14 protein-coding genes are annotated in these 12,992 nt (G+C 71.1%); 8 read left to right on the top strand and 6 right to left on the bottom strand.

The features are described 5' to 3' along the window. Positions 1-66: 66 nt before the first annotated feature. Positions 67-1,668: an ABC-F family ATP-binding cassette domain-containing protein gene (locus ABD912_RS14230; RefSeq protein ID WP_345151702.1), complete on the top strand. Its 1,602-nt coding sequence runs from the start codon at positions 67-69 to the stop codon at positions 1,666-1,668. On the opposite strand, the gene ABD912_RS14235 is transcribed toward ABD912_RS14230, so the two are convergent. The 4 genes from ABD912_RS14235 to ABD912_RS14250 form a co-directional block, all read right to left on the bottom strand. Further along, positions 1,665-2,150, bottom strand: coding sequence for a hypothetical protein (locus ABD912_RS14235; RefSeq protein ID WP_345151703.1), 486 nt, complete (start codon positions 2,148-2,150; stop codon positions 1,665-1,667). The genes ABD912_RS14230 and ABD912_RS14235 overlap by 4 nt on opposite strands. A 165-nt stretch (positions 2,151-2,315) precedes the next feature. Next, complete coding sequence (locus ABD912_RS14240; RefSeq protein WP_345151705.1) at positions 2,316-3,227, bottom strand: SURF1 family cytochrome oxidase biogenesis protein; 912 nt, start codon at positions 3,225-3,227, stop codon at positions 2,316-2,318. A 3-nt stretch (positions 3,228-3,230) separates the two neighbouring features. After that, positions 3,231-3,494: a hypothetical protein gene (locus ABD912_RS14245; RefSeq protein ID WP_345151707.1), complete on the bottom strand. Its 264-nt coding sequence runs from the start codon at positions 3,492-3,494 to the stop codon at positions 3,231-3,233. Continuing rightward, positions 3,491-4,090, bottom strand: coding sequence for a DUF3099 domain-containing protein (locus ABD912_RS14250; RefSeq protein WP_345151709.1), 600 nt, complete (start codon positions 4,088-4,090; stop codon positions 3,491-3,493). Before ABD912_RS14250 ends, ABD912_RS14245 begins: the two co-directional genes overlap by 4 nt. A 180-nt stretch (positions 4,091-4,270) precedes the next feature. Here ABD912_RS14250 and fabG point away from each other — a divergent pair, with 180 nt between their 5' ends. Further along, positions 4,271-4,993 carry a beta-ketoacyl-ACP reductase gene (gene fabG, locus ABD912_RS14255; protein WP_345151710.1) on the top strand — a complete coding sequence of 241 codons (723 nt, stop codon included), beginning with the start codon at positions 4,271-4,273 and terminating at the stop codon, positions 4,991-4,993. Between the two features lie 175 nt (positions 4,994-5,168). Beyond that, the gene (locus tag ABD912_RS14260) at positions 5,169-5,915 is read left to right on the top strand and encodes an SDR family oxidoreductase (RefSeq protein ID WP_345151712.1); all 747 of its coding nucleotides are present in this window, start codon (positions 5,169-5,171) and stop codon (positions 5,913-5,915) included. A gap of 75 nt (positions 5,916-5,990) precedes the next feature. Here ABD912_RS14260 and ABD912_RS14265 read toward each other — a convergent pair whose 3' ends face one another. Beyond that, complete coding sequence (locus ABD912_RS14265) at positions 5,991-7,712, bottom strand: VanW family protein (RefSeq protein ID WP_345151713.1); 1,722 nt, start codon at positions 7,710-7,712, stop codon at positions 5,991-5,993. A gap of 193 nt (positions 7,713-7,905) precedes the next feature. Beyond that, a complete protein-coding gene (gene serB, locus ABD912_RS14270) occupies positions 7,906-8,799 on the bottom strand; it encodes a phosphoserine phosphatase SerB (protein ID WP_345151714.1) in 894 nt (297 codons plus the stop codon). Positions 8,800-8,933: 134 nt separating this feature from the next. Here serB and ABD912_RS14275 point away from each other — a divergent pair, with 134 nt between their 5' ends. From ABD912_RS14275 to ABD912_RS14295, 5 genes are all read left to right on the top strand, one after another. After that, positions 8,934-9,725, top strand: coding sequence for an ABC transporter ATP-binding protein (locus tag ABD912_RS14275; protein WP_345151716.1), 792 nt, complete (start codon positions 8,934-8,936; stop codon positions 9,723-9,725). Between the two features lie 17 nt (positions 9,726-9,742). Further along, a complete protein-coding gene (locus ABD912_RS14280; RefSeq protein ID WP_345151718.1) occupies positions 9,743-10,540 on the top strand; it encodes a sulfite exporter TauE/SafE family protein in 798 nt (265 codons plus the stop codon). Beyond that, complete coding sequence (locus ABD912_RS14285; RefSeq protein WP_345151719.1) at positions 10,540-11,346, top strand: TrmH family RNA methyltransferase; 807 nt, start codon at positions 10,540-10,542, stop codon at positions 11,344-11,346. The genes ABD912_RS14280 and ABD912_RS14285 overlap by 1 nt, the downstream gene beginning before the upstream one ends. 157 nt (positions 11,347-11,503) lie before the next feature. Next, the gene (locus ABD912_RS14290) at positions 11,504-11,758 is read left to right on the top strand and encodes a type B 50S ribosomal protein L31 (protein ID WP_345151721.1); all 255 of its coding nucleotides are present in this window, start codon (positions 11,504-11,506) and stop codon (positions 11,756-11,758) included. Positions 11,759-11,892: 134 nt separating this feature from the next. Next, positions 11,893-12,984 carry a lipoate--protein ligase family protein gene (locus tag ABD912_RS14295; RefSeq protein ID WP_425548072.1) on the top strand — a complete coding sequence of 364 codons (1,092 nt, stop codon included), beginning with the start codon at positions 11,893-11,895 and terminating at the stop codon, positions 12,982-12,984. Positions 12,985-12,992: the final 8 nt, after the last annotated feature.

Raw genomic sequence — 12,992 nt, forward strand, 5'->3', positions numbered from 1 at the left:
GGAAAGGTTGGGTTCCGCGCATCGCGCCCACGGCCCGTATCCCCTTGCCCGAAAGAGGCCCCTTACGTGATTTCCGTTTCCGACCTTGAACTCCGCGCCGGGGCCCGTCTCCTCATGGAGAACGTGTCCTTCCGCATCGACAAGGGGGACAAGATCGGGCTCGTTGGCCGGAACGGCGCCGGCAAGACCACGATGACCCGCGTCCTGGCGGGGGAGGGGCTGCCGGCCGGCGGCACCGTGAACCGCACGGGCACCCTCGGCTACCTGCCGCAGGATCCGCGTACCCCGGACATGGGGCAGCTCGCCCGCGACCGCATCCTCTCCGCCCGCGGCCTCGACGTCATCGTTGGCCGGCTGCGCAAGGCCCAGGAGGACATGGCCAGCGAGGACGAGGCCGTCCGCACCAAGGCGATGCGCAAGTACGACCGCATCGAGGCGGAGTTCATCGCCGGCGGCGGCTACGCGGCCGAGTCCGAGGCCGCGGCCATCTGCAACAACCTGGCCCTGCCGGACCGCCTGCTGGACCAGTCGCTGGAGACCCTCTCCGGCGGCCAGCGCCGCCGCGTTGAGCTGGCCCGCATCCTGTACTCCGACGCCGAGACCCTGCTGCTGGACGAGCCGACCAACCACCTCGACGCCGACTCCATCACCTGGCTGCGCGAGTTCCTGAAGAACCACCAGGGCGGGCTGCTGGTGATCTCCCACGACACCGCCCTGCTGGAGGCGACGGTCAACAAGGTCATCCACCTGGACGCCAACCGCGCCACCATGGACCTCTACAACCTGGGCTGGAAGCGGTACCTGCAGCAGCGCGAAACCGACGAACGCGCCCGCAAGCGCGAGCGTGCCAACACGGAGAAGAAGGCCGGCGCGCTGCTGGCCCAGGCCAACAAGATGAAGGCCCGCGCCTCCGGGGCCTCGGCCGCGCAGTCGATGCTCAAGCGCGTGGATCGGCTGATGGGCGGGCTGGAGGAGGCCCGCCAGTCCGACCGCGTGGCTGCCCTGCGCTTCCCGGAGCCGGCGCCCTGCGGCAAGACGCCGCTGATGGCCGAACGGCTCAGCAAGACCTACGGATCCCTGGAGATCTTCACGGACGTCAACCTGGCCATCGACCGCGGCTCCAAGGTGGTCATCCTGGGCCTGAACGGCGCCGGCAAGACCACCCTGCTGCGGATGCTGGCCGGGGTGGCCGAGTCGGACACCGGCCGGATCATTCCGGGCCACGGCCTCAAGGTCGGCTACTACGCCCAGGAGCACGAGACGCTGGACCACGACCGGTCGGTGCTGGAGAACATGCGCTCGGCCGCTCCCGCGCACCTCGGTGACGCGGACGTGCGCGGGATCCTCGGCTCCTTCATGTTCAGCGGGGACGACGTGAACAAGCCCGCGGGTGTCCTCTCCGGCGGCGAGAAGACCCGCCTGGCGCTGGCCACGATCGTGGCCTCCAGCGCCAACGTGCTGCTGCTTGACGAGCCCACCAACAACCTGGACCCGGCCAGCCGCGCGGAGATCCTCAACGCCCTGAGCAACTACCCGGGGGCCGTGGTGATGGTCAGCCACGACGAGGGTGCCGTGTCGGCGCTGAACCCCGAGCGCGTGGTGCTGCTGCCGGACGGCGACGAGGACCTGTTCAACGACGACTACCTGGAACTGGTCACGCTGGCCTAGCGGCCGGCGGCGGTTTCGCGGTCCAGGCCGGCCGGGCCCCCTGCGCGGGGTCCGGCCGGCCTGTTCTGTGTCCGGGCAACGCTCTGCGACCAGGCAACGAAGCCGGCCGCGCCCAGTATGGCGACCGCAAGGACCAGCACGTCTTGCAGGCGGGGCGCCTGGCCCGTGGTCCCGCATAGGGAGGACAGCAGGGCCGGGGGAGAGGCCGCCCCCGCGCCGGCCGCCAGCGCGGCCCAGGCCACGGGGAGCCGGGCCCGCAGCAGCAGCCACGCGGGCGCCGCCGCCAGGACCCCGGAGAAGATGCCGACGGTGAAGCCGAGCACCGCCCCGAACCCGGCGACGCCGGCGACCACCTCCAGCGGAGCGCCTTCGGCGTCGAAGAGGAGGTAGGTCAGCGGGCCCAGCACCCCGCCGGCGAGGGCGGCCACGGGAACCAGCCACATGACGCGGTCCGCGGCGGAGCGGATGGTGCGTGCGTTCATGGGGCCCCGTTCAGCGCGTGCGCGGTTTGTTCCGTGCGCGCAGCAGTCGGCGCGCGTCGACTTTGACACCTATGGTCACACGCTAGCACGGGACGTCACTCACGCCGGGCCGGAACGGCGGCGCCGTGTCCCCGGCGCCGGTTCAATGGGATCCGTCCAGTGGGATCAGTTCCGTGGGGGCGTGGACCGGGCGGCCCGGTCGGCCGACTCGAGCGCGTCCAGGTAGGCGTCCTCGGCGTCCTCGTCCGTCGGCCTGCCGCCCTTGCGCGCCGTCCGCCGGGGGGCCCGGTACGCCGAATGCAGGACGGTGGTGCCGGCGGCGGCCGCCTCCGCGGCGGCCTCGCGGTCCTCGCGGTTGATGCGTGCCTGCAGGCGCGCGGCGTAGCCGAGGCCAACGAAGGCCAGCACGCCGAAGGCGAACCACTGGAAGGCGTAGGAGAGGTGGTTGCCCTCGTCAAGCTCCGGCTTCTCCAAGGCGGCGGGGACGACCGCCACGGCGGGGTCCTCGGTGGCCATGATGCCGTAGGCTCCGGTCGCGATCGGGTAGGACAGCTTCCCGGCGTACGACTCCAGGTTGATGGTGGCCAGCTGGCCCTCGGGGGCGCTGCGGTCGAGGTTCGGTTCGGAGGGCTTGAGGCGGACGACGACGTCGACCGTCCCGGAGGGCGGGGCCGGAACGGTGTCCGGGTGGCCGGCCGAATCGTTGCCGATCGGCAGCCAGCCGCGATTGACCACCACCGTCTCGCCGGTGCTGGTGCGGAACGGCACCAGCACCTCGTAGCCCGGGGCCCCGCCGAGCGGACGGTTGCGCACCACCACGGTGTCCTCGGCGAGGTACTCCCCGTGCATGGCCACCTGAACCCACTTCCTGTCCTCGGGCAGCGCGCCGAACAGGGCCCGGGCGTCCTCGAAGGCCAGCGGGGCCGCATCGTAGTTGGCGGCCACGCGCTGGTTCTCTACGCGCGCCGAATCCAGCCGGCTCATCTGCCAGTTCCCGAGCCCGTAGCAGGCAGCCGCAAACACGCAGGCCAGGAGGAACCAGCCGAGCCACCGGGTGCTGGCGAGGAAGCGGTACACGGGTCAGGACTCCTTGGGGTTCGCGGCGGCGGTGCCGGCGGTCGGTTCCAGCGGAAGCGTTTCCTTCCACAGCCCGCGCTGGACCAGGTAGTCCTGAAGCCAGTCGCGGTGGGCGGCGCAGGCAAGCCACGCCTTGCGCCGTTCGGGGGTGTGCAGCCGCGGGTTGTTCCAGAGCAGTTGCCACTCGGCGGGGGCCCGGCAGCCCTTGCGGGAGCAGGTGGGAGCCTCGGGGCCGGCGGCTCCGGCCAGCTGGTCGAATAGGCTCACGGGCGGCCCTGCGCAGTGCTTGATGGGCCGGTGGTGCCGGAAGAGCCGGGGGGATCCGCCTGGCCGTCGTCCGGCTGCGTGTCTTCCACCAGTTCGCCCTCCAGCAGGACCGGGGTGGTCCCGTTGCCAGCGGTGCCGCTCCCGTCCGTGGAGGCGCCGGCGTCGGGCTCCGCCGTCGAAGCGGAGGCGTCGCCTCCGCCGGACCAGACACCCGAATCCCAGTCGCCCGAATCCGCCGTGCCTGAATCCGCGGATCCCGAACCCGAAGCGCCCGCGGGGGCGGGCCCGAGGGCCCAGCGCGGCGGGGCGTCCAGCAGCGCGTCGCTGTGGACCTTCTTGCTTCGGTCGGCCCCGCCGTTGGCGATGATCACCGCGAAGTAGGGCAGCACCACCGCTCCCGCCAGCAGAGTCCACTGCACCCATCCCGAGGTGAAGAACGCCGCGATGAAGCAGGCAAGGCGCACGGACATGGACACGGTGTACTTGACGATGCGCGAATGCTGTTCGGCCGAGCGCGCCTCGTCGGCGTCGGTGATGCTGTGCACGGGCTGGCCGTGCGTTCCGCGGTGGCGGTCGGAGTGTGCGGGTTGCGTCATGTCACTTCCATGATTCGGTCGTTCCATTCTCTCACCAGACGGCGGTGCGGACGAACCCGTGCCGTCCCCCGCAAGCGCGGGGCAGCCGGGTTCCCTGCGTGGCGACGAAGTCGACACGGGAGGGCCTGCCCCGCGCGCTAGGATGTCTGCGGACCCCACACCCCAATCCCTGGAGGAAGCATGACCGAAACCCCGTCCCCGGCCCGCAGCGTCCTGGTCACCGGCGGCAACCGAGGCATCGGGCTGGCCATCGCCCGCGCCTTCGAGGCCAACGGCGACAAGGTCGCCATCACCTACCGCAGCGGCGAGGTGCCGGAGGGCCTGTTCGGGGTCAAGGCCGACGTGACCGACGCGGCGTCCATCGATGCCGCGTTCACCGCCGTCGAAGCCGAGCACGGGCCGGTGGAGGTCGTGGTCGCCAACGCGGGCGTGACCAAGGACATGCTGCTGCTGCGCATGAACGAGGACGACTTCACCTCGGTCATCGATACCAACCTCACCGGAGCGTTCCGCGTGGTCAAGCGCGCGGCCAAGGGCATGATCAAGCTGCGCAAGGGCCGCGTGGTGCTGATCTCCTCCGTGGTGGGCCTGTACGGATCCCCGGGCCAGGTCAACTACGCGGCCTCCAAGTCCGGGCTGGTCGGCATGGCCCGCTCGCTGACCCGCGAGCTCGGCTCCCGCGGGATCACCGCCAACGTCGTGGCCCCGGGCTTCATCGACACCGACATGACCGCGGCGCTGCCCGAGGACACCCGCAAGGGCTACCTCGCGTCCATCCCGGCCGGCCGGTTCGCCGCGCCGGAGGAAGTCGCCAACGTGGTCCGCTGGATCGCCAGCCCGGAGGCCGGCTACATCTCCGGCGCAGTGATCCCCGTGGACGGCGGCCTCGGGATGGGCCACTAACCGCCTACCGGGCTCCCCGTTCGGCGCGGGCCCCTCGCCCGCCAAGCTTGGAGGATTCCTGTAACTTGGAGGATTCCTACAAACTGGCGGGCGTCCGGGACTGGCAAGATGGTTTCGGGCGCCCGCCTTGCGGCCAGTCGGCCCACCACCCCTTCGACCCCCACAAGGAGCCTCCATGTCCGAGCTCACCGGCAAATCCGCGATCGTCACCGGGTCCTCCCGCGGCATCGGCGCCGAGGTCGCCAAGATCCTCGCCGCCCAGGGCGCCGGCGTCGTCATCAACTACCGCCAGAAGGCACCGCGCGCCAACAAGGTGGTCGCGGGCATCGAGGCCGCCGGCGGCCGCGCCGTGGCCGTGGGGGCCGACCTGACCTCCACCGAAGGGGCGCAGGCGCTGGTCGACGCCGCGGTGGAGAACTTCGGCGGCCTGGACCTGCTGGTGCTCAACGCCTCCGGCGGCATGGAATCGGGCCTGGGCGAGGACTACGCGCTGCGCCTGAACCGCGACGCGCAGGTCAACATGCTCGAGGCGGCCGCCGCGGTCATGCCGGCCGGTTCCCGCGTGGTCTTCGTGACCAGCCACCAGGCCCACTTCATCGACACCGTGGCCACCATGGACGCCTACGAGCCGGTGGCCCGCTCCAAGCGCGCCGGCGAACTCGCGCTGCGCGAGCGCATCCCGGCGCTCGAGGCCAAGGGCATTTCCCTGGTGGTCGTCTCCGGCGACATGATCGAGGGCACCGTGACCGCGACGCTGCTGGACCGCGCGCAGCCGGGCGCCATCGAGGCCCGCCGCGAAGCCGCCGGCAAGCTGTACTCCGTCGAGGAGTTCGGTGCCGAGGTCGCGCGCATGGCCTCGGCCGAGGTCCCCACCGGCCACACCGAATACGTCGGCGGAGCCGGACACTTCCTCTCCGCCTGACCACGCGGCAGGCAAGCACAAACGCCTCGGGGGCAGCCACTGGCTGCCCCCGAGGCGTTTGAGTGAGGTGTTTGCTCAGCCGTTCTTGGGGTCGGGCCCGCAGACCACTTCGTTCCACGGGCGGTAGGTCCAGCGCAGCGTCTCCGCCGGCAGCGTCTTCGCGGCGGAACTGCGCGAGCGGGTGACCGTGACGGTGAACCCCTTCTGGCCGCCGGACTCGGCGACGCAGTCATCGGCCGTGTTGTAGACCGTGGTGGGGTTGGTCAGGTTGTAGTGCTCCGACGTGGTGGTCTTCACGTTCCACACCTTGGTTCCCCACAGCCGCGAGTGCACGCGACCGTCGCCCACCCAGGCCTGGATCATCACGGCGTAGTCGGTGTTGTTCTTCCACTTCATGTCGATCTGCCCCTCCCACAGCGTGGCCTCGCGGCCGGCAGGGTAGCGGTCGAACCAGCGGCTGTGCGGCTGGTGCTCGATGTCGTCCATGCCGGCCAGGAAGCCGATGTTGAACATCTGCGTGGAGATCTGCGACAGTCCGCCGCCCACGGCGCTGGAGGAGAACCCGTCCACCACCACGCCGGAGTCGTAGAAGCCGTTCGCCGTGGTGATCGGCCCCAGGGCCCGCTGCAGCGAGAAGGTTTCGCCGGGCATCACGACCGTGCCGTTGAGCTTCCGGGTGCCGGCGTACAGGTTCTTGGTGCGGACCGAGTCGTAGGTGGGGTACGGGGTGGAGAACTCGACGACGACGTCGTTCACCCCCAGGGCCTTGGCTTCCTCAGTGGTGAGGTCCGGTTCCGTGTCGGCGCGCTCGAGGGTGACCGTGCGCTTGTCGTCGGTGGAGGCCTCCCGCACCTTGGCCGCCAGGTCGGTGGTGTCGGCGCCGGTGCCGTTTTTGGAGGGCACGACGGTTGGCCTGCCGCCGCTGAGCACGATCCGCGCGTCCCTCGCGGTGGACCCCATCCGGGGGTTGGCCTTCAGCAGGGCCTGGGCGAGGCCGTCGTTGTCCAGGACCAGGGAGACCTTGCCGTCGGCCACCTCGAAGGTGGCGTGCGCGGCCAGGACGGCGGGGGTCAGTTCCGCGGACAGGTCCCCGGCGGTCACCGTGATGCCGTCGGCGACCAGGGGCTCCGCCTGCGTGACGGCGGCGTCCTCGAACGCCGACGCCGGCACCTCGGGGGCCGTTTCGCCGACCGGCAGCGCCACCGGCTCGGTGGCGCCGAACCACCGGTCCGCAATCGTGTTGGCCGCCGTCGCCGGATCGATGTCCACGCCGGGCACCGGCGCGGTGACCACCGGATCCGTGCCGCGGAACTTCAGGGACCCCTCCGTGGGGTCCTTCTCCAGCTTCGGCACCAGCGACGCCACGACGGCGTCCAGCTTCGTGCGGTCCACCGTCAGTACCGGTGCGGTCTCCCCGCCTCCGGTGAGCCGGGTCCACAGCGTGGCCGGGTCCAGCGTGTAGCCGGTGAGCTCCTCCACGGTGGCCTGGACGTCAAGGCCCAGGCCCGCCTCGGCCGGATCGACCTTGCGCGCGGTTCCCGCGGCCTCGACCTTGAACTTGGCCGCGGCCACGGGGTCCAGGTCCTCGGCCAGGCGCGTGCGGGCCTCGTCCGCGCCCAGGCCGCCGATTTCGGCGCCGTGCACTGTGGTGCCGTCCGCGACCGAGCCGGACAGCAGGCCGGCCCCTCCGGCGTACGCGCCGGCTGCGGCCACGACCGCCGCGCCGGCGATGAGCCACCCCTTGGCCAGCCGCCTGCGCGGATCCCCGGCTTCAACCGTCTCGGGCTTTTCGACCACAGTTCGTTCCATTCCCCTTGTGCCCGCATTGGCTTGTTCCTGCACGGGTGACCGGTTGCGCTTGAAGGCAACGTGCGCCCGCAAAGCAATGCGCGCCCGCAAAGCCGGGTGCGCGTGGAAAGCCTAGCCCCGGATCCTGACGGGAAACGGGGACCAGGCTGGGTGTTCGGCCGGATGTTGCGCGATCGTGACGCTACAGGCCCAGCATGTCGCCGATGATGTCCAGCCGCGGCATGTCGATCGCGGCATCGGCCTCAACGCGAAGCGCCGGCTTCGCGTTGAACGCCACGCCCAGGCCGGCGGCGCGGACCATGTCCAGGTCGTTGGCGCCGTCGCCGGCGGCGATGGTGTGCTCCAGCGGGATGCCGAGCCCGGCGGCCCACTCGCGCAGGGAGTCCTCCTTGGCCGCGCGGTCCACGACGGCCCCGTTGACCCGTCCGGTCAGGACCCCGTCCTCGATGCCCAGGTCGTTGGCGCGGGCGAAGTCCAGCCCCAGGTCCGCGGCGAGCGGGTCAAGCACCTGCCGGAAGCCGCCGGACACGACGCCGACGTGGTGGCCGGCCGCGTGGAAGGCGGCGACCAGTTCGCGGGCACCTTCGGAGAGTTCGACGGCGGCGCGCACCTGCTCGATGACTCCGGCGTCCAGGCCGGCCAGGGTGGCCACGCGGGCGTGCAGCGACTGGGCGAAGTCCAGTTCCCCACGCATCGCGGCCTCGGTGACGGCGGCGACCTCTTCTTCCTTGCCCGCGTGGGCGGCCAGCAGTTCGATGACCTCCTGGCGGATGAGCGTCGAGTCGACATCCATGACCAGCAGCAGCTTCGGGGCGGCGGCCAGGGCCGCGGGCACGACGGCGGCGCCGGCGCCCGAGCCGCCCTCGATGCCTTCCACGGCGTCGTAGACCGCCGCGCGCAGGGCCGCGAAATCGTCCCCGGCGACGGCGAGGCGGGCGCCGATGCGGCCGGGGCGGCTGAATTCCTCGGTGCCGAGGACCGTGAAGCCGGCGGCGGCGATCGCATCATCCAACCCCTCGGGCGCGGCGGGGTCGGCGACAGGGCGGTAGTGGACGACGTAGGCGGAGGTCTGCATGCCTGCGATTCTCCCCGTTCGGGGCGCCACCGCGCCAATCGGCGCCCGGGGCGCGGGTCCCGCCGCGCGACGCACAGGCCCCTCGCGGCGTCCCGGTTCGCGGTTGGAGGCGACGCTGACCTAGTGTTCTCCCTATGAATGAAGTGCTGGATTTCGCCGGCGTCAACGTGGTACGCGGGCGCAAACGGCTCCTGAAGGACATCGACTGGCAGGTCAACGAGGGGGAGCGCTGGGTGGTGCTCGGCCCCAACGGCGCGGGCAAGACCACCCTGCTCCAGATCGCCGCGTCCCGGATGCATCCCACCTCCGGCAGCGCCGGAATCCTCGGGGAAGTCATGGGCGCCGTGGACGTGTTTGAGCTGCGTCCGCGGATCGGCCTGTCCTCCGCGGCCCTGGCCACCCACATCCCGGAGCATGAGACGGTGCTCGACGTCGTCGTCACCGCCTCCTACGGGACCACCGGCCGCTGGCGCGAGCAGTACGAGCGGATGGACCAGCGCCGGGCCTTCGGCCTGCTCCACGAGTGGGGCATGTCCACCATGATCAACCGTCCGTTCGCCTCGCTGAGCGAGGGGGAGCGCAAGCGCGTGCAGATCGCCCGCTCGCTGATGACCGATCCGGAATTGCTGCTGCTGGACGAGCCCGGCGCCGGGCTGGACCTGGCCGGCCGCGAGGACCTGGTCCAGCGCCTGTCCGAGCTGGCCGCCGACGACGACGCCCCCGCGATCGTGCTGGTCACCCACCACCTGGAGGAGGTCCCGCCGGGCTTCACCCATGCCCTGCTGCTGCGCGACGGCGCCGTGGTCGCCGCGGGACCGATCGGCACCACGCTCACCGAGGACAACCTCGGGGCGACCTTCGGCACCCCGCTGGACGTTACCGAGCGCGAGGGGCGCTACACCGCCGTCGCGCGCCGCTCCGCCTAGCCGCGGACCTTCGGCGCGTGGATTTCTGGAGCGAAGCGCTCATCCTGCTCGGCGGCCTGTGGGCCGGCACGATCAACACCATCGTCGGTTCCGGTTCGCTGGTGACGTTCCCGATCCTGGTCGCGCTGGGCTACAACCCGGTCAACGCCGTCATCTCCAACGCGATGGGCCTGGTCGCCGGAGGATTCTCCGGCGCCTGGGGCTACCGGCGCGAGGCCGCCACCATGAAGCGCACGCTGCTGCGCCTGCTCCCGCTGTCCCTGCTGGGCGGCCTGATCGGCGCGTGGCTGCTGCTGCACCTGCCAGAAACGGTGTTCGCCGTCGTCGCTCCGGTGCTGATCGCGATGGCGGTGCTGCTGGTGATCTTCCAGCCCCGGCTGGCCGCGTGGGTGAAGCGGCGCCAGGCCGCCGAGCACGTCACCCCGGACTCGGTGGACTCCCACCCGATCAGCCCGGTGCTGTACGTCCTGGTGTTCCTCACCGGAGTGTACGGCGGCTACTTCACTGCCGCCCAGGGCGTGATCCTGATGGCGATCTTCGGGGTCTTCCTGCACGGGACGCTGCAGCAGTCGAACGCGATCAAGGTGATCCTCTCCCTGGCCGTGAACCTGATTGCCGCCGTGTCCTACCTGCTGTTCGCCTTCGAACGCATCGACTGGACCGTCGTGGTGCTCATCGCCGTGGGTTCGCTGGTGGGCGGGCTCGTCGGAGCGAAGGTGGGGCGCCGGCTCTCCCCGGGCTGGCTGCGCGCCGTCATCGTGGTGCTGGGCCTGGTGGCGCTGGTGAACATGGTCGGACAGCTGGTGGCCGCCTGATGCCCGTCATCCGCCTGGAAAGCGCGGCCGACCCGCGCGTGGCCGACTACGTCGCGCTCTCCGACGCGGCCCTGCGCCAGCGCACCGACCCGGCCCGCGGCCTCTACATCGCCGAAAGCTCCAAGGTGCTCCGCCGCGCCCTGGCCGCCGGGCACGTGCCGCGCTCCTTCTTCCTGGCGGAGAAGTGGCTGGACGGGCTGGCCGACGTCCTGCGCGCCCATCCGGACGTGCCGGCGTTCGTGGGCAGCCCCGGCGTGCTGGAGGAGATCACCGGATTCCATCTGCACCGCGGCGCGCTGGCCGCGATGAACCGGCCCGAACCCCGCGACCCTGCGTCGCTGCTGGCCGGGGCCCGCCGCATCGCGGTGCTGGAGGACATCGTCGACCACACCAACCTGGGCGCGATCTTCCGCTCGGCGGCCGGGCTGGGGTTCGATGCCGTGCTGGTGACCCCGCGCAGCGCCGACCCGCTCTACCGCCGGTCCATCCGGGTCAGCATGGGCACCGTGTTCCAGGTTCCCTGGGCGCGGCTGGACGCCTGGCCGGAGGGCCTCGGACTGCTTCACGAGCACGGGTTCACTGTCGCCGCCATGGAGCTGACCGACGACGCGGTCCCGATCGACGTTTTGGCGGCCGAGAATCCGCAGCGGCTGGCGCTGATCCTCGGAACCGAGGGAGCCGGGGTGTCGCCCGCGGCCCTGGCCGGGGCGGACCGGACGGTGCTGGTCCCGATGCGGCCCGGCGTCGATTCGCTCAACGTCGCCGCCGCCTCCGCCGTCGCCTTCTGGGAGCTGCGCGCCCGTTAGGGCGCTGGGCAGGGGACCCTGCTGCCCCGCGCTTGGGGGTGGCGTGTCCAGGTTGGGGCGTCCGGACCCGTGGGATATAGTGGATAGTCGGCCCGGACTGGGCCGATCATCCATTGGCCCCTGGCAAAATCCAGGGGCGCGAACAAAGGTTTTACGCATGAAGGCTGAAATCCACCCGCAGTACGCCCTGATCGTTTTCAACGACCTGGCTTCCGGCGAGAAGTTCCTGACCCGCTCCACCGCGAAGTCCGACAAGACCATCGAGTGGGAGGACGGCAACACCTACCCGGTCATCGACGTCGAAATCTCCGCCGCTTCCCACCCGTTCTACACGGGCAAGCAGCGCATCATGGACTCCGCCGGCCGCGTCGAGCGCTTCAACGCCCGCTTCAAGGGCTTCGGCAAGAAGTAAGTCTTCACGCCCACGCAGCGAAGGGACCTCCTCGGGGGTCCCTTCCTCGTTTCCGGGGCACTGTTTCCGGGTCATTGTTTGCGCGGCCTGCGGGCTTCCCCGTGCGGTCCATGACCGCAAGATTGATCGATAAAATGGTTGACATGCCCGACATCCTGCGTCCCTCCGCATCCAGCCGCCACGGCGAATACAAGGTCCCCGGCGGAAAGCTGGTGGTTGCGGACCTGCTGACCAGGGACGGGCTGATCCATTCGGCCAGCATCAACGGCGACTTCTTCCTCGAGCCCGACGAGGTCCTGGCGGAGATCAACGCGGCGCTGGCCGGACTGCCCACCGACGCCCTCCACGCAACCCTCCGCGACGCGGTCGCCGCCGCCGTGCCCGCCGGCGCGGTGATGTTCGGGTTCGACGCCGGGGCCGTGGCCGTCGCGGTCCGCCGCGCCCTCGGGCACGCCACCACCTGGGGCGACCACGACTGGGAGATCCTGCCCCCGGTGCCGCTGCCCATCGCCGAGCAGGTGGCCCTGGACGAGGTCCTCACCCGCGAGGTCGCCGCCGGCCGCCGCAACCCGACGCTGCGGTTGTGGGACTGGCAGGAGCGCTCCGTGGTCATCGGCAGCTTCCAGTCCCTGCGCAACGAGGTCGATCCGGTCGGCGCACGCCGCCACGGCATCACTGTGGTGCGCCGCATCAGCGGCGGCGGGGCCATGTTCATGGAGCCCGGCAACGCCATCACCTACTCCCTCTACCTGCCGGCCTCGCTGGTGGACGGGATGAGCTTCGCGGACTCCTACCCGTTCCTGGACGCCTGGGTCATAGAGGCGCTGGCGGGGGTCGGCGTGGAGGCCTTCTACAAGCCGCTGAACGACATCGCCACCCCGGCGGGGAAGATCGGCGGAGCCGCGCAGAAGCGCCTGGCCGGCGGCGGGCTGCTGCACCACGTCACCATGAGCTACGACATCGACGCGGAAAAGATGACCGAGGTCCTGCGCATCGGCCGCGAAAAGCTCTCCGACAAGGGCATCGCCAGCGCGAAGAAGCGGGTGGACCCGCTCAAGCGGCAGACGGGGCTGGACCGCGCGCAGATCATCGACCACATGATGTCCACGTTCGCTGCCCGCTACGGTGCCCGCCGGACGCACCTGGACGAGGCGTCCCTGGCCGCTGCCCGCGAACTGGCGGCGGCCAAGTTCCGCACCCCGGAGTGGACCGCCCGCGTTCCCTGACCGGTACG

Origin of the sequence: Arthrobacter ginkgonis, from assembly GCF_039540195.1 — a bacterium.
GTDB lineage: Bacteria > Actinomycetota > Actinomycetes > Actinomycetales > Micrococcaceae > Zafaria > Zafaria ginkgonis.

Excerpts from the sequence above, each read along its gene's own strand:
- ABD912_RS14235 (WP_345151703.1), bottom strand. The coding sequence starts at position 2,150 with ATGAACGCACGCACCATCCGCTCCGCCGCGGACCGCGTCATGTGGCTG.
- ABD912_RS14250 (WP_345151709.1), bottom strand. The coding sequence starts at position 4,090 with ATGACGCAACCCGCACACTCCGACCGCCACCGCGGAACGCACGGCCAG.
- fabG (WP_345151710.1), top strand. The coding sequence starts at position 4,271 with ATGACCGAAACCCCGTCCCCGGCCCGCAGCGTCCTGGTCACCGGCGGC.
- ABD912_RS14260 (WP_345151712.1), top strand. The coding sequence starts at position 5,169 with ATGTCCGAGCTCACCGGCAAATCCGCGATCGTCACCGGGTCCTCCCGC.
- serB (WP_345151714.1), bottom strand. The coding sequence starts at position 8,799 with ATGCAGACCTCCGCCTACGTCGTCCACTACCGCCCTGTCGCCGACCCC.
- ABD912_RS14275 (WP_345151716.1), top strand. The coding sequence starts at position 8,934 with ATGAATGAAGTGCTGGATTTCGCCGGCGTCAACGTGGTACGCGGGCGC.
- ABD912_RS14285 (WP_345151719.1), top strand. The coding sequence starts at position 10,540 with ATGCCCGTCATCCGCCTGGAAAGCGCGGCCGACCCGCGCGTGGCCGAC.
- ABD912_RS14290 (WP_345151721.1), top strand. The coding sequence starts at position 11,504 with ATGAAGGCTGAAATCCACCCGCAGTACGCCCTGATCGTTTTCAACGAC.
- ABD912_RS14295 (WP_425548072.1), top strand. The coding sequence starts at position 11,893 with ATGGTTGACATGCCCGACATCCTGCGTCCCTCCGCATCCAGCCGCCAC.